The sequence below is a fragment of the Ekhidna sp. genome (assembly GCF_039940915.1).
In the GTDB taxonomy this organism is placed as follows: domain Bacteria; phylum Bacteroidota; class Bacteroidia; order Cytophagales; family Cyclobacteriaceae; genus Ekhidna.
The window spans coordinates 1,082,910-1,099,792 of record NZ_JBDVFO010000002.1 but is presented as its reverse complement, the minus strand read 5'-3'; the positions used below and the strand labels follow the sequence as shown (position 1 = coordinate 1,099,792).

The following is a 16,883-nucleotide window of genomic DNA, read 5'->3' as shown; positions in this document are numbered from 1 at the left end:
ATAAACCTGGGCTTTTCTTTTTACTCGTATTTTAAGTTTTCAGAAGGATTAGCAGTTGCTGCTTTATATGCTTGAAAGCCTGTGGTCAAGATCACAAAAGCTCCTACAATTAAGAGAACAGCAACGAAAATCATCACATTGATTTCTGTATGATATTCAAAATCGCTGAGCCAGTTGTTCATGATTTTGTATCCTATAATGAAGGCCGGCAGTGCGCCAACGAGCACCAGCCAGATGAAGTCTTTCACAAGTAACAGGATCAATCCTTTCACATCGGCACCTAGCACCTTGCGTACGCTTAATTCTTTTGTGCGCTGCTCCGCAGTAAATGAGGCAAGCCCTAACAGTCCAAGCCCTGAGATGATGATCATCATCAAAGCAAACCCAAGAAACAATTGACCTCTCAGTTGATCACTTTCGTAAGCTTCCAGGAAGTTTTGATCCAGAAATTGGTATTCGAGCGGGGTATTGGGAAAGAGCTCCGTCCAGGAAGCTTCAAGATGTGCAAGGCCCGCTTCCAGGTCACCACCAATCTTCACCATGGCTTGTCGATTGTTCAAGTTAGGGAAGATCATGAAGGCCTCTATGGGATTGTAGAGCGAGCGGTGGTGAAAGTCTTTCACCACACCTACCACCTTATGAAATACCGTACTATCCTGATCAAACTGAAATCGCATACCAATGGGCGTGTCCCAGCCCATCCGTTCTACCATGGATTCATTGACAAGGACAGATGTGGCCGTATCGCTAGGGAAATCTCTGGAAAAACCACGTCCTTCCACCAGTTCAATTCCCAACACACTTACATAGTCATAGTCCGCTCCATACCAATCCACCCCGTAATCTTCCATGACTCCCTTGTTGGTTTCTACTTGCATCACATTTTTGCCAAATCCATTGCCTGGGACGTTGGTGGCAGTAGCCGCATCACTTACGTTCGGGTTTTGTAAAAGTGCGGTTCGGAAAGTCTCCCATTTTTCGCTGGTACTTCTGTTGAGTGTGAAATTGACCACACGATCTTTATTAAAACCCAGATCGGCGTTTCTAACGAATTGCATCTGTTGATAGATCACAAGAGTACCGATCAACATGAAAATAGATATCGAAAATTGAAGACCAACCAATATGCGCCGCAACCAGACGTTTCCAGTACGCTTACTTCCAGATCCTCCTTTGATTGCTTTGATAGGACTAAAACCTGACAGGTAAAATGCGGGGTATGATCCACTGACAAGTCCAGTGAAAATTAAGATTCCGACCAATGTCCAAATAATTTTTGGCGAGAGTAAATCATTGATCAAAAGCGAAGTGCCGGCGGCAGAATTGATTACCGGTACAGCTACCAGCAAAAGTAAAATGCTAATAAGCATAGATACCAATGCTATGAGGACAGATTCCACAATGAACTGACGAATCAGCGTAGCTCGATAGGCTCCCATCACCTTACGTATGCCGACCTCTAAAGATCTTCTCATCGAACGAGCAGTTGCTAGATTCATGTAATTGATGCAAGCAATCAGCACAAGGAAAATGGCTACTACAAGAAAGATATACACGTAATCAATGTTACCCAGGGATGTAGGCTCCCCTTCAAAGTCCGAGTACAGGTGAATGTCCTGAATGTTTATCATTTCATACTTGACCTTGATGTCAAATTGATCGAAGACCGTAGCTACGTATTTTTCAATGATTTCTTCGTTGAGGCGCTGCTCTACATAGGCAGGATCTACCCCGTCGTTCAACACGATGTAGGTATACAATCCAAATCCACCCCAGCTTTGCGAGTTGGCGTACCGTTCATTGGTGCTGAATGAAACCATCGCGTCCGGGCGAATGTGTGAGGTGATTGGAACATCTTTATAAACTCCCGTTACCTTGTACGAAAAGCGCTCGGTTTCAAGCACTTGGTCCAATGGGTTTTCACCTTTAAATATTCTTTTAGCCAGCGATTCGTTCAAAACTATGCTGTTGGGAGCATCAAGTGCTGTCGCTGGATCACCCTGAACAAACGTGAAGGAGAAGACATCAAATACCGTTGAGTCAACGAGGAACAAATCTTCTGCTTCGTAATTGATATCGTTATGTCTGAAACGCGAATTTCCCCCACCCGCGAAGCGGGTAAACTGTCGCACTTCCTGAAACTCCGTATTCACTGTACTCCCAAGTGGGGCTTGACTGACGGCCCAGCGGAAAGCATTGTCCGGCTCGGTAATGTCGGCAGAGATGCGATAAATCTGGTTGGCATTTGCATGATGCTTATCGTAGCTGGTCTCCTGATTGAGGTATAACACAATCAATAAAGCAGAAGCTATACCGATCGTTAGTCCTAGAATATTCAGCAAAGCATAGCCCGGCTGACGCTTGAGGTGACGGATAGCCACCAGAAAATAGTTCTTTAGCATTGGTTTTTGAGTTTTTTGACGAAAGAAAAGTAACAAAATGTGCAGGTTAAATACGCTCCACTCATCACAATTAAGAATATTTAACATTGGGTATACTGTATGAATGAACATCATTTCGATGAAGGTTTTGGAGGAATAAAGGCCAAACCAGAAGTAACCTTCAGACACTTGAGGGATTCTCCAAACTAACTACCCCTTTGATAAGATGAGAGGGGTGTCTTTATGTTAAAATGCGGCGCAATCCTGACCATCCTTCATCCACACGTCAATCCCATCACCCAAACCACTATCCCCTTGAGGGGATGAGAGGGGTTTTTTCTGATTTGAGCAGACATTAAAGATCACATAGTATACCATCTGTATACCTTGAAAATAATCGATTGTGAAGCCATTGATGATCTTTTGTAGCCTTGAAAAACATGCATACAATGAAGACACGATCAACGACGAATTTATTGAAGCACACCCTGGCTATGTTCGTCCTGATGCTATCTTTTGCGACGCATGCCCAACAGGACTACTACTGGGTAGGCGGCACGGGCGACTGGTCCGACTTTGCAAACCACTGGGCGACGACCTCAGGAGGAAGTGAGTTTCATACGTCTGTTCCTGGAAGAGAAGACGATGCCTACTTTGATGAGAATTCGTTTAGCGAGCCAGGTCAGATTGTGACATTTGATCTCGAAGGATTTCAATATGCACCAGGAATGGATTGGTCGCAAGCCAATGCACCGGAGTTTTACAGAGATGATGTAGAATCGATTATTATTTCCGGTTCGCTTATTCTTAATCCTGAGATGGAATTCAGAGTAGATCAGGTTTGGATAAGGCCAGATCAATCAAGAGAAACTATAATAGTCAATCCAAATGGGTTATCCTTAACCAACACCTTTTTAAAGATCGAAGCATTTTCAGGTATAATTTTTCTTGCAGATGCTCTCAGTGTGGAAACTTTGGAAATTCAGGCGAATGGTGTTTCTGATGCAAGTTTTGTTACAAATGGTTATTCGATAAATACTTCTGTGTTTAGGGCAGGTCGTACGCTAAATGCAACACTTGATTTTACTAATTCTACCGTATACGCTCAGGATGTAGCTTTGAATTATGATCCTCGTGATGGGCAAGTAATCTCTACTAATTCAACTTTAGTAATAGACAGACCTGGTGGAACAACGCAAATCGATAAATCGGAGACTAAATATTCTTTTTTTGAAAAGTATATTATTGCCGAAGATCACACCATTGAAGCTTACCCCCCTATATTCAATGTCTTAGAAGTAAAACCGGGTGTTGAATTACTTATTGATGATGAAATTGCCGGAGTTGAGTTTGAAGACCTGGTCGCGGAGGGCAAACCTGATGCACCAATCTATTTGCGATCGGATAACCAGGGAGTGCAGGCGACCCTGATCAAGGATGGTCAGGAAATTAGCATCAGTCAAGTAACACTGCAGGATATAGAGGCTACTGGAACAGCAACATTCAATGCAATAGCATCTGTTGATAATGGGAATGTTACAGGGTTTAATTTCCTAAAAGGGGAGCAGGAAATAACCTTTAAAATTGAACAAAGGGATTACGATGATCTGGGTGAAGTATACATTCCGACCGCCTCAGCAACATCAGGATTAGACGTCACTTTTACAAGTGATAATGAAGAAGTAGCTACATCAAATGGGAAAGCGTTGGTTATTGTTGGGATGGGCTCTTCTGAAATAACAGCGAATCAATCGGGTAGCGAACTATTTAATCCTGCAAATCCAGTGGTAAGAGTTCTTGAAGTTACCAAAGCAGATCAACAAATTACTTTCCCTGAGATACCCGATACCAGGATTGGTGAAGGGTTTGTAAACCCTAAAGCGACGACTACATCAGGTCTGGCTATTTTTTACGAGGTTATTGGTCCCGCCCAATTAAATGGAAACACTATAGTATTTACCGAAATAGGAAATGTTCAAGTCATTGCGAGACAAGACGGCAATGAGCACTACCTGGCAGCAGAGGTTGTTCAAAGGTCGTTCGAGATATTACCAACTCCTCTTTCAGCTACGACCTCTGAGAAGTTAGGAATCGTATACCCTAACCCGGCGATGAGTCACCTTCACTTTGATCCTTCTCTAAAAGTGCACTTCCTCAAGATCAGTGACCTGTCCGGAAAGACATATCACGACGGTATTTTGACGGAACAAACCCTTGACATATCCACATGGGAGCATGGTACCTATATACTCATCATCAAAACAGTGAGAGGGGAAGAAATCACACAACGTATCATAAAATACTAGGCGGCTATCTACTAAGGTAGCTTTTGGGCAGTCCGGTGCGGGACTGTCCTTTTTTATTCCCGATCACTTAAAACAATGCCCTTTGTACACCATCAGTATACCCGGAAATTCCTGCATTCCTGCATTTTCAACGCTTATTTGCATTGAACACAAATAAATGGTCACTGAGTAAATGGTTCGCCTAAAGATCTTTTAATACGCATGATTGATAACTAGGGTGGCTACTGCTATGGTGGCTATTATTAGCAGCTCAGAGATGAGCTGCTTTTTTTATTTTATGTCATTAAGGAGGTAGTTTTGCGATCTATGAAAACAGCAGAAATACATACCAAGAAAGGAGTGATGAAAATCGAATTCTTCGAGGAAGATGCTCCGAATACCGTAAAGAATTTCATTGATCTTGCCAATGATGGATACTACGATGGATTGACTTTTCATCGCGTCATTCCAAACTTTGTGATTCAAGGAGGCTGTCCACAGGGAGATGGAACCGGTGGTCCTGGCTACCAGATAGATTGTGAGTTGGATGGAGAGAATCAGCATCACGATAGAGGAGTCTTGTCAATGGCACATGCCGGAAGAAATACTGGAGGATCACAATTTTTTATCTGTCATAGCAGGGAAAATACTGCTCATCTGGATCGCAATCATACCGTATTTGGAAAGGTGGTAGAAGGATTGGAAGTAATAGATCAGATTCGTGAGGATGATGTGATGGAAAAGGTCGTTGTTAATGAATAAGTAAGTATCCATATAAGAAATGAAAGCTCGCAATTTTGCGAGCTTTTTTGTTTGGCGCAAACATCTTGCGTAGGATTGTGGTTAATAATTGAAAAGGGATGATGAAATATATACTTCTATCCATATTGATTTTTGACCTGGCTCTAACAGCAGTACATGGTCAGGTGGATACGATATCAACCGAAAATGGAGCTATTTCTATTCAACCCATCTTACATGGGACACTTGTTTTAACATGGAATAATCAAACAATCTACGTAGACCCATATGGTGGTGGTGAGAAATTTGAGGGATTGGAGCCGCCAACCTTGATATTGATCACCGATATTCATGGCGATCATCTGAATCAAAAAACACTTGATGAGATAAACACTGGGAGAGCCACTTTTATTGTTCCGCAAGCAGTAATGAAGAAATTGCCACAATCGATGCAAAAAAGGACAATGGCAATCGAGAACGGACAAACGGTGGTTTTTCAAGAAATGGAAATTTTGGCAATGCCGATGTACAATTTGCCAGAATCATCTGACTCGAGACATACCAAGGGCAGAGGCAATGGGTATGTGCTCACCATAGGAGGAAAGCGCATTTACATCTCAGGTGATACAGAGGATATTCCAGAAATGCGAAGCTTAAAAGGCATCGATGTGGCCTTTGTTTGTATGAACCTTCCATATACCATGGATGTCGATCAGGCAGCTAGCGCAGTTATTGAATTCAAACCATCCATTGTTTATCCCTATCACTACAGAGGTAAGGGTGGATTAAGTGATGTAGAATCTTTCAAAAATCAAGTAGATGCCGCTGGAATCCCAATAGAAGTACGATTGAGAGATTGGTATTCAAATTAGTGACTACAATTTTTCACATCGCTCTCTGAGACTGGCATACATTAGCTCATTCAGTTGTTGCCTAATGGCTGAGTCAGCATTGTTTTCAATGGTACGCCCATCAATTTCCATTACGGGAGTAAGCTCACCCATGGTTCCTGTTGCAAATACTTCGTCTGCATTGTAGAACTCGACTAAACTTAGATTTTTTTCTTGAACCGGGATGTTGTTATTCTGAGCCAACTCAATCACAAATCCTCTGGTGATGCCATGCAAGCATGCGTTGGCGAAAGGAGTGTAGAGTGTGCCATCCTTTACCATGAAAAGGTTCGTGTCGTTGAGCTCTGCAACAAAACCGCGTTCATCTAGCATCACACCCGCATCTACACCTGCAAAATTGGCTTGAATCTTAGCGAGAATATTATTGAGTAGGTTATTGTGATGGATTTTGCTGTCCAAAAATTGAGGCCCGTTTCTTCGTTGAGTGGATGTGATCACCCGAATACCAGAATCATTGTCATAGACCAGCGGCTTCCATTCGGCGAGTATAATCAAACAGCTCCCTTTTTGATTCAGTCTTGGATCCATGCCTGATGTGATCTTTTCCCCTCGACTCAACGTGATGCGCATCAGCGTATCTTCGGTCATGTTATTTGCCTCCAACGTTTGTTTAATGGCGTCTTTTATAAAAGCTCTGGTGGGGATATGGTCATAAGCCAAAGCCTTTGCTGAGGCAAATAAACGATCAATGTGTTGATCCAAATGAAGAACACCTTCTTTGTATAAACGTGAACCTTCCCATACAGCGTCTCCACCTTGTACGGTACTATCAAATACCGAGACTTTAGCTTCATTTCTATGATACAGACGGTCGCCTACCCAGACTTGTATGTTGTCATTTTTTGCATTGTACTTCTGAAGCATATAATCATTTATTGCGATGCGTGAATATAGTTCTTAAGTTTCTTGTAGTAAGGCAATGCCTCAGCATATAGTGCCTTGCATTGATCAGGTAAGGACCTTTCACTGGTCTTTTGCTTAGAGAAACCGGTAGAATTGTGTACATTTTTGTACCAGTATTTGGCCCAAGTACCATCTTCCAAAATTGGTCCTTTTTCCCATGAAAGCATGTTGGGTTCAAATGGGAGATTAAGCTTATGGAGCAAGTTAGAAAGGCCTTTTTCAGGATCTTTTAAGATGTCATTTGAATCAATAACAATGACAGGTTTAGTGCCGTGCTCGTTGACAAAATCCAATATTTCAGCCTCGTGTTTCAGCCCGATATCCTGCATTGTAGGGTTTTCAATTACTTGTGCAAATGATGCGATCAGCTGTTTTGGATCACGGATCAAAAAGACATTGCACATATCTTTCAAATAATTCCAATCAAGCCCCTCGTGATGATGAGCCATGTTTTTTAAGAAAACTACTTCATGATCTGTCGCTAGTCTGTTGATTTCTTCCAATACAGTATCGGCCCCAGCAGACATACTGGCAATTGTGTCCTCTCTGCCTGGATGATCAATGCCTGTATGAACTAAATAGTGAGCATAAAATGGTTCATCTACAACTTTGACTTGTGAGTGCTGAGCAAAAGAATACATCAACGCGGTGGAGATATTCCTTGGACCAGAGATCAGGTTGATTATCATTTTCTAATTTCCTTTTCCTAAGACCAATTTATATCCATTTATGTCTTCGATTACAAATTCTCGCATTTTATAGTCGGTATCATTGATGGGCTCTATAATCTTAGCACCAGATTTTTGATATTCCTCATAAACGGCATCAGCATCGTGCACAAATATGAAAAGCTTAGGAGAATCTTCCGTAGTAAGTTTTTTTTCGGTCTTCACAAAGTGGATACCCACTGCATCTTCCCGATTGATAACTGCATAGGTGGGCGGATCTTCCCAGAGAAATGAAATTGAAAAGCCGAGAACATCTCGGTAATATTCAGCGGATTCCAATGGGTCGGCCACCGGAAGAATGATGGAGGCGTGGGAGAATAGTTTCATAGTTGTTTTTCATGGTACCAGTTCAATGCTGAGTCTTCTATTGAGGCTCTTGATCTACGGTCATTGCTGATTTGATTGTAATTGAGTTCTTCAATCTCGATTAAATATTGGACTAAAACTTTGTCGGCAAGATATTGGGAAGGGAAGCCTGTTCCATCATCCAGTTTTATCCAAACCCAGTGTGATTCACCAACTTTTTCCCTTTCTGATAGTAGCAAGTCAATACTGGTATTCAATTCGCTATAAGAACTTTCGGATCTGGAGATGTACTCTGCATATCCTTCCAGTTTCCATGATGGCGTTTTTAGCGTAGCAAATCCATAGTGGTGATACTGGTAGGTATGGATGATTTCATGAGCGATTAGTTCTGCGAGATCCCAAGCCTGACCATAGCCAATAGCTTTATTTGTCTTAAAATCAGCCTCACATTTTAATATCACCTTGTTGCCCACCCCATAACCAAAGGCAGGACCTCTCAGTTTGTCGAATAGAAAGGCATAGTTTGATTCGTCATCCAGACAAAGGTCAATCTTGAAATCAGGATCAAATAGCTCAGATTTTTTTATCATTTTCAGGCTTTCATGCAGAAGTGATGTTGCTTCTACATCAAGGCTTGTATTGTAATGGATAGAGATATTTTCCACTTGTACCTTCTTTGCATAGGAAAGACCTGGAAAAAGAATGAATGCAATCAGGGAAAGCATCGGTATTGAGATTGTAATACCGAGGCGGATGAGGATTTTTTTCATGTAGTCTGCTTTGTTGCTGTAGCTAACTAACGAATGCGGAAATTTTGGGTTTTATTCGTCCCTTAATATCGTAGATGGATTGACAATCATCACTCGGTATACCTGATAGGCAAGTGTTACAGTGGTAACTAAAACGACAATGAAGAATGTGAAAACCGGAAATGTAAGATCGAGATCAATGCTATACGCATATCCTTCTAACCACCTATTCATAAAATAATAAGCAAAGGGGATAGCTATCAAAATACCTAGTATAGATGTCAGGAGGTAGTTTATGCTCACCACCTTGGCAATTTGCGGTAACTCTGCACCTAGGATTCTCCTGATGCCAATTTGCTTGATTCGTTGCTGGATGTTAATGGACGAAAGACCAAAGAGCCCTAACAATGAGAGGAAAATGGCAAGTCCGGTAAATACTTTCAAGAGTGAGGCAAACTCCTTTTCTTTATGGTACATGGATTGAATCTGCTCATCCAGAAACCGATAATCAAAAGGAAATCCAGTATTCCCAAACACTTCTTTCCATGTTGCATCCATGTCTTGAAGTGTTTGACCAATGTTTTCAGTTTGATACTTTATGAGTATGTTTCTGTGCTGCCCCAACCACATTTGTAACGCCATGGGTCCAATTTCGTGATGCAGACTTTTGTAGTGGAAGTTTTTGAAAACGCCGATGATTTTGTACGCTCGCTCAAACTGTACCACTTGTCCAATGGGATTATCAACTCCAAGCATTTCAGCAAGCCGCTCGTTGATGAGAATGGATTCCACAGAATCTCTAGCATAGTCTAATGAAAAAAATCTTCCTTCTTTGATTTCCAAATCAAGGACATCCTGTAACTGGTAGTCTACTCCAAAGTATGAAGTTTGGATTACTTGCTCTTCTGGCCACTCTTTCAATCTAAGAGGGCTGGCACTTGTGCTTCCGTCCAGTGATGGTCCAAAGCTGACTGCCTTAACTTCCGGCAGTTTCAACATGGCGTCCACGAAGGCTTGTCGCTTGGTATTCATTTCTTCGCTTCCAAACTTTGCTAATAGCACTCCGTTTTCATTATAGCCGAGATCTTTTTTTGAGAAAAAATTCAACTGACTAATCACGATCAAGCTGACCATAATGAGCGAGGCTGAAATGCTGAATTGCAGTAAAAGAATCAGGCTACCAGCAGACAGTCGATTTCGTGGAGCACTAATAAACTTATTTTTTAAAAGTGCCATGGCTGAGTACGAGGAGAAGGCGCTTCCGAAAAGGATGCCGCTTAGCAAAGTGAAAAGTATCACGATGCCTATTGAGACTAGAATGGATATTGAAATGCCATCGCTCAGAAATTTGAACATATTGCTTTGATTCATGAGAATGATGGCGAGCCAACTTGAAATTACAGCCAAGCCAACAATGATCAATGTCTCTGACCCCATCTGTGCAAAAACCTTGCGCCTGGACGAACCAAACACTTTTCGTATTCCAATTTCCTTTGACCTCATTCGCATGAGTGCGCTAGTGATGTTGAAGTAGTTAAAAAATGAAATTAGAATAATGAGGACAGCAATCACACCGAGACTTATGAGGTTGTCAATGTCGTTTACTTTGAACAATCCTCCCTGTGGGTTACTCAAATTACCAGAAGTCAGATAGATTTTGCTAAGTGGTTGAAGTTGAATTGCTAGGCTGGTGTTTGATGGATTCCTGTGCTCCTCAAACAAATCCAAAATCTTCTTTTCAATTACTTCAGGATCGGCCTCTGGTACGAGTTGGACATATGTGAGAAATCCCAGCCATCGCCAACTTGTCATGGGTTCTAAAGCTCCTGGCCCTGGTTTGAATGTTTCGAATGAGATTAGAAAATCGAAAGAAAAGTGTGAATGCTCAGGCACATCTTCAATGACCCCAACCACTTTCAAATCAATTTCATTATTGTACGTGATGATTTTTCCCAGTGGGTTTTCATTTCCAAAATACTTGGTACTCATCGCATTTGTCAAGACTATCGTATTGATTTCCGATAAGGCATTGGCGGGGCGGCCTGCTTTCCAATGGAATGAAAACATTTCCAGAAAAGTGGGTTCTGCAAAAAAGACCTTTTCCTCATAAAAGGATTGATTCTCATGTTGCATTAATACATCGTATGCATATCTGACGCGTGCGGTCTTTTCGATTTCTGCAAACGCTTCCTTTGAAGCCGGTCCTACCGCTGGAGGAATGATGGGATAGTTGATACTGCCTGAAGCCCGCTCCATAAGGGTGTTGACCCGATATATTTGATCGCTATTTTCATGAAAGCTATCGTAGTTCAATTCATAGTGAATGTAGAATATGATGTAAAAAACACTGGTCAGACCTACGATCAATCCGAAGAGATTCATAGCGAAGTAGGTTTTGGTTCTGGCAAATGATCGTAAACCTACTTTGAGGTAATTCTGAAATAGCCCACGATTAAGAAAGGTGTTGGATCTGCTATGCAGATAATTTTTGGCAATGGTATCCAAGTCCTTATAATCCTCTTGAAGAACTTGTTCGTATGCTTTATCAGGAGACAAGCCATCGCGAACTTTGTTAGCAATTTTAATCCGGAAGTGATCTTCAAGCTCATCAATATCTGCATCCTCGAAACCGGAATGTTTGCGCAATTGGGCTCTCCAATTTTTAATGCTCTCTTCTAAATGGAACTTCATGACCAATCAAGTTTCAGATTCCACATTTTCGCTAACATCTCTATCATTTTTTCCCATTCTTCTTTTTTCTCTGCCAACAGAGTTCGGCCTTCAGAAGTAATGGAATAGTACTTTCGCTTGCGACCATTATCCAGTATTCTCCACTGAGATTTAATTTGACCATTTCTCTCCAGTCTGTGTAAGACGGGGTAGAGCATGGGCTCACTCCAATCAAGGTTTCCACTAGAATATTGCCTCACTTTTTTGATGATCTCATACCCATAATCTTCTCCTGCAAGGAGTATGGTGAGGATTATCGGAGTGGTGGATGCTCCTATCATTTCTTTGGAACTCATACTTAATAGTGTTAGGTATAAGGTCAACGGAAACTTCTGAAAAAGGTTATTTTGGATGGATAGGCATGGGTTAAAAAAGAAAAAGCCTTGATTCTTTAAGAATCAAGGCTTTCAATATGAATATTTTTATCCTTAGGCCATTTGAGCAGTAAGCTTGTCGCTAAGAACCGTTTTTGGAACTGCGCCAATTTGCTTGTCTACAATCTCACCATTTTTGAATACCAACAAGGTTGGGATGGATCGGATACCGAACTTAGCAGATACTTCTGGATTTGCATCCACATCTACTTTGCCGATTACTGCTTTTCCTTCAAAATCTCCTGCAAGTTCTTCCACTACAGGGCCGATCATTTTACATGGACCACACCATTCTGCCCAGAAGTCAACAAGAACTGGTTGATCTGAATTGATGATTTCTTCAAAATTGTTGTCCGTAATTTCTACTGCTTTTGCCATTTTATTAATAATTGAAATTTTTGATTGCTTGTGATTCCAACACAAAAGTAATTTGAATAGTTTATTCTCTTTTGATAAAAGAATAGTTTGTTGTTGTCTTGACAATTAGCCCTTTTGAAGCAACACTCTAAAATGCAGTTCTTCGATGCCTTGAAGTTCCTTTATTAGCTCATCTGTAGGGTCTATAGTGAACTTTCTGCTAAGCATCTCTAAGTTGATGGCTCTGTTTTCATAAACACCAACAAGGGACATTTTGAGCAATGATTTGCCGGGAAATTTTTCAGCGATACGCTCCACTTCGTCCACTATGATGGCATTTACGTCTTCCAGTCTCATTTTGAGCTCAAGTCCTCTGGTCATTTTTTCACGAATCTCACTCAAATGTTCGATGTTTTGAATCTTGAATTCTAATTCTTCACTGTTCCATCGGTTTTGGACATTTCCTGTCAGGTACAAAAACCAGCCTTTCTCAAGCATTGGTTTAAACTTCAGATAGTCCTGCGAAAAGAGGTAAAACGTATAGTTATCATTAAAATCTTCTAAGGTGAATTGACCAAACGGATTACCTTTCTTAGAGGTACGATGCTGTACGTCGCTAACAATTCCTCCAATACGAACTTCTCGTCCTTGCAATTTTTCAGGTTCTGAAAGCTGATGAATGCCAGCATTTGTCAGATGATCCATCTCAAATTTGAATTGATTCAGCGGATGCCCTGAGATGTACAGGCCGACCATTTCTTTTTCAATGTTGAGTTTCTCTATATCACCGTAGGGTTCTATGCGACCCACCTTAGGTTTGGTAATGTCCGTGCCAGAGGCTCCACCAAACAACGAAGATTGATTACTGGCCTCTTCTTCCTGCATACGATTGGCATAGCGAATTGATTTTTCAATCAAGGAAGAGCCTTCATCGTCAGGTTCAACATATTGTCTTCTGTGGAATTCTTCAAAGCAGTCGAACCCACCGGCTTTTGCCAGACTTTCAAATGATTTTTTATTGACCGTGCGTAGGTTTACTCGTTTTGCAAAGTCAAAAATATCTGGGAATGGACCGTTTTCATCTCGCTCTTCGATGATCGCTTGCACAGCAGATTCACCAGTTCCTTTAATGGCACCCATTCCGAATCGTATTTCTCCATCGGCATTTACTGCAAAATCTTTCGCTGATTCATTGACATGAGGACCTAGTACTTTGATGCCGCGGTTTTTACATTCTTCCATGAAGAAGCTGACCTTGTCAATGCTGCTTTGGTTATGGGTAAGAACAGAAGCCATGTATTCAGCAGGGTAGTTGGCTTTGAGGTAACCAGTGTGATAGGCTACTACGGAGTAGCAAGTACTGTGCGATTTGTTAAACGCATATGCAGCAAATGCCTCCCAGTCTGTCCAAACCTTCTCAAGTTTATCTTCCGGGTGTCCTTTTTCTTTGGCCTGCTCGATGAATTTGGGCTTCATCTCATCAAGAACATCTCGTTTTTTCTTGCCCATGGCCTTACGCAAGACGTCAGCTTCTCCTTTGGTAAAGCCTGCCAGCGATTGAGACAAAAGCATTACTTGCTCCTGATAAACTGTAATGCCATACGTTTCGGCAAGGTATTCCTCCATTGCAGGAACATCGTAACTGATTTGTTCCTTGCCATGTTTTCGTGCGATGAAGTTTGGAATGTACTCCATGGGGCCCGGGCGATACAAGGCATTCATGGCAATCAAATCTTCAAACTTGTCCGGCTTCAGCGCTCGAAGGTGTTTTTGCATCCCTGGAGATTCAAACTGAAATGTGCCGTTGGTTTCTCCACGTTGATACAACTCGTAGGTTTTTTGATCGTCCAATGGGATCTGATCAATATCTATTTTGATGCCATGCCTTTTTTCTACGTTTTCTACAGCGGACTTTATGATGGATAGCGTTTTTAGTCCTAAAAAGTCCATCTTCAACATTCCTGCAGATTCTACCACGCTGTTATCAAACTGCGTAACCATCATCTCAGAATCTTTCTGCTTGGCCAGTGGTACGAATTTGCTCATATCATCTGGGGTGATAATCACTCCACATGCATGGACTCCTGTATTTCTTAAAGAGCCTTCTAAAACAACCGCTTGATTTAATACTTGAGAGGGGAGATCTTTCCCCTTTTTGAGGTCTTCTAACTCTTTAACCTCATCAAAAACTTTGGAGAACTTGGTTCCAGGTTGCTCAGGTACCAGTTTGGCAATAGCATCTGTTTCGGGAAGGGGTAATTCCATGACCCTTCCTGCGTCTCGAATAGCAGATTTAGGAGCCATCGTACCGTACGTGATGATTTGAGCAACCTGATCTTTTCCGTACTTATCAATGACATAGTTGATCACTTTCTCTCTACCTTCATTATCAAAGTCGATATCAATATCGGGCAGGGATACACGATCTGGATTCAGGAAACGCTCAAATAGGAGGTCGTAAGCGATTGGGTCGACATTGGTGATTCCTATGCAATAGGCGACTACAGAGCCAGCCGCTGAGCCTCGTCCAGGTCCAACGGCGACACCCATCTCTCTGGCTTTTGCCGTAAAATCCTGCACAATGAGGAAATAGCCAGGATAGCCTGTGTTGGCTATCGTTTCTAGTTCAAAATCGATTCGCTCGCGTATTTCATCGGTAATTTCATCGTAGCGCTTTTCAGCTCCCAGGTAGGTGAGGTGTTTCAGGTATGCGTTTTCCCCACGTTTACCACCATCTTTTTCATCTCCCTGATCCACGAATTCAGCTGGTATGTCAAAGGCAGGAAGTAGAACATCACGCTCCAGACTGTATTCTTCAACTTTATCAATTAGCTCGGAGATGTTTTCGATGGCATCCGGGATGTCACCAAAAGATTCTTTCATCTCTTGCTGCGTCTTAAAATAGTAATTGTTGTTGGGTAGTCCAGGGCGGAATCCCCTGCCTCTTCCTATTGGAGTGCTTTGCTTTTCGTTTTCTTTAATGCATATGAGCACGTCATGTGCTTTTGCTTCTTCTTGATCGAGGTAGAAATACTCGTTTGCGGCAATTAGTTTGATGTCATGTTTTTTGGCAAAGTCAACCAATATTTCGTTGAGTCTGTTTTCTTCTTCAAGTCCATGCCGGTTAATTTCAAAGTAGAAGTCATCACCAAATAGGTTCTTCCAGTACAGCACTGCTTCCTCGGCCTGCGTCTCACCAACGTTTAGTATGAGATGGGGGATTTCACCTCCAAGGCTACCGCTCAAAGCGATAATGTCTTCCTTGTATTCTTCAATGAGTGCTTTATCTATTCTGGGAAAGAGCCCATAGTTCCCTTCTTTGTATGCGATTGAGGTGAGCTTGATCAGGTTTTCGTAGCCCTTCTTTGACTTTGCCAACAAAAGTTGTTTGAAACGCTTATCGGGATTGTCCTTGGTGAATTGAAGTTTTAACCTTTCTTCAGCCACAAAGAACTCGCATCCAAGTATAGGTTTGATGCCGGCTCCTTTGGCTGCACGCACAAATTTGAAGGCTCCAAACATATTGCCGAGATCCGTCATAGCGACAGCAGGCATTTCATATTCTTTGGCCTTAGCGATGATGGCTCCTACATCTGGAGTGGCCTGCAATACCGAGAACTGAGAGTGGCCATGTAAGTGACAAAAATCCCCTTTAATGTCCTCTGCTTTTACTTCTTCCGTTCCAATTTTTCCGCTAGATTTTTCCCTCTTACTCGCAAAATTGGCTGCATCCAGATCTGGAGCTTCGTATGTTATTTCGTTCGGCTTTGTATCATCTATCGTGGGGATGATGGAGCGTTTGAGACACTCGAAAAAAGCTTTGGCCGTTGCATCCACATCGTATGCAGCATCATGAGCATCCGCGAATGGCTCACCAAAGAGCTTTTCGTAGAGTTCGATAAGTTTTGGGGACTTCAAACGGCCACCGATACCTCCTTGTAGCTGACAAAATTCTTTGGTATCCAGCGCCGTGTCTATGTTTTTGGCGTCACCCAGCAAATTGTCACGTTCAGTTCGTAGGTATTCAGCCCCTATGATCTTATTATCAAACTCGATGTTGTGTCCAACAAGGACTTCAGCTCGCTTTACATCCTCTGAAAAGATATCAAGAACTTCCGCAAGGTTTTCACCGACCTCTAATGCACGCTTGGTGGAGATTCCATGTATTTTTTCAGCATTGAAGGGGATCGTAAAACCTTCCGGTTTTACGATGTGGTTGCCTGTGGAAAGCAGTTTGCCAGAATGGTCGTGGAGCTGCCAAGCAATTTGTACCAATCGGGGCCAGTTGTCTAGTTCCTCAACGGGTGCGCTTTTGTTGTGAGGAAGTCCGGTCGTTTCAGTGTCAAAAATGAGGTACATAGGAGTGGCTTATATTCTTTTCAAAATAACACAAAGCCGGGCGATGTACGAATAAAAAA

General features: G+C 42.1%; 12 protein-coding genes. 3 read left to right on the top strand and 9 right to left on the bottom strand.

Translation table 11 applies throughout. The features are described 5' to 3' along the window. Positions 1-20: 20 nt before the first annotated feature. Positions 21-2,402 carry an ABC transporter permease gene (locus ABJF57_RS10015; protein ID WP_462234800.1) on the bottom strand — a complete coding sequence of 794 codons (2,382 nt, stop codon included), beginning with the start codon at positions 2,400-2,402 and terminating at the stop codon, positions 21-23. 428 nt (positions 2,403-2,830) lie between these two features. Here ABJF57_RS10015 and ABJF57_RS10010 point away from each other — a divergent pair, with 428 nt between their 5' ends. The 3 genes from ABJF57_RS10010 (at position 2,831) to ABJF57_RS10000 (ending at position 6,279) form a co-directional block, all read left to right on the top strand. Beyond that, positions 2,831-4,687, top strand: a complete 1,857-nt coding sequence (locus tag ABJF57_RS10010) for a T9SS type A sorting domain-containing protein (RefSeq protein WP_462234798.1) — start codon at positions 2,831-2,833, stop codon at positions 4,685-4,687. A 306-nt stretch (positions 4,688-4,993) separates the two neighbouring features. Beyond that, entirely contained in the window at positions 4,994-5,428 is a 435-nt protein-coding gene (locus tag ABJF57_RS10005; protein WP_462234796.1) for a peptidylprolyl isomerase, read from the top strand. A gap of 98 nt (positions 5,429-5,526) precedes the next feature. Further along, positions 5,527-6,279 carry an MBL fold metallo-hydrolase gene (locus ABJF57_RS10000; protein ID WP_462234794.1) on the top strand — a complete coding sequence of 251 codons (753 nt, stop codon included), beginning with the start codon at positions 5,527-5,529 and terminating at the stop codon, positions 6,277-6,279. 3 nt (positions 6,280-6,282) lie between these two features. Here the strand turns inward: ABJF57_RS10000 and ABJF57_RS09995 are convergent, their stop codons facing one another. The 8 genes from ABJF57_RS09995 to dnaE form a co-directional block, all read right to left on the bottom strand. Then, entirely contained in the window at positions 6,283-7,182 is a 900-nt protein-coding gene (locus tag ABJF57_RS09995; protein ID WP_462234792.1) for an aminotransferase class IV, read from the bottom strand. A gap of 8 nt (positions 7,183-7,190) precedes the next feature. Then, positions 7,191-7,910, bottom strand: a complete 720-nt coding sequence (locus ABJF57_RS09990; protein ID WP_462234790.1) for a sulfotransferase-like domain-containing protein — start codon at positions 7,908-7,910, stop codon at positions 7,191-7,193. A gap of 3 nt (positions 7,911-7,913) precedes the next feature. Beyond that, positions 7,914-8,276 carry a VOC family protein gene (locus ABJF57_RS09985; RefSeq protein WP_462234789.1) on the bottom strand — a complete coding sequence of 121 codons (363 nt, stop codon included), beginning with the start codon at positions 8,274-8,276 and terminating at the stop codon, positions 7,914-7,916. Next, complete coding sequence (locus ABJF57_RS09980; protein ID WP_462234787.1) at positions 8,273-9,025, bottom strand: hypothetical protein; 753 nt, start codon at positions 9,023-9,025, stop codon at positions 8,273-8,275. Before ABJF57_RS09980 ends, ABJF57_RS09985 begins: the two co-directional genes overlap by 4 nt. A 51-nt stretch (positions 9,026-9,076) precedes the next feature. Beyond that, entirely contained in the window at positions 9,077-11,695 is a 2,619-nt protein-coding gene (locus ABJF57_RS09975) for an ABC transporter permease (protein ID WP_462234785.1), read from the bottom strand. Further along, positions 11,692-12,030 carry a PadR family transcriptional regulator gene (locus tag ABJF57_RS09970; protein WP_462234784.1) on the bottom strand — a complete coding sequence of 113 codons (339 nt, stop codon included), beginning with the start codon at positions 12,028-12,030 and terminating at the stop codon, positions 11,692-11,694. The genes ABJF57_RS09975 and ABJF57_RS09970 overlap by 4 nt, the downstream gene beginning before the upstream one ends. A 132-nt stretch (positions 12,031-12,162) precedes the next feature. Then, the gene (trxA, locus tag ABJF57_RS09965) at positions 12,163-12,486 is read right to left on the bottom strand and encodes a thioredoxin (RefSeq protein WP_462234782.1); all 324 of its coding nucleotides are present in this window, start codon (positions 12,484-12,486) and stop codon (positions 12,163-12,165) included. A gap of 105 nt (positions 12,487-12,591) precedes the next feature. Continuing rightward, complete coding sequence (dnaE, locus tag ABJF57_RS09960; protein ID WP_462234780.1) at positions 12,592-16,824, bottom strand: DNA polymerase III subunit alpha; 4,233 nt, start codon at positions 16,822-16,824, stop codon at positions 12,592-12,594. Positions 16,825-16,883: the final 59 nt, after the last annotated feature.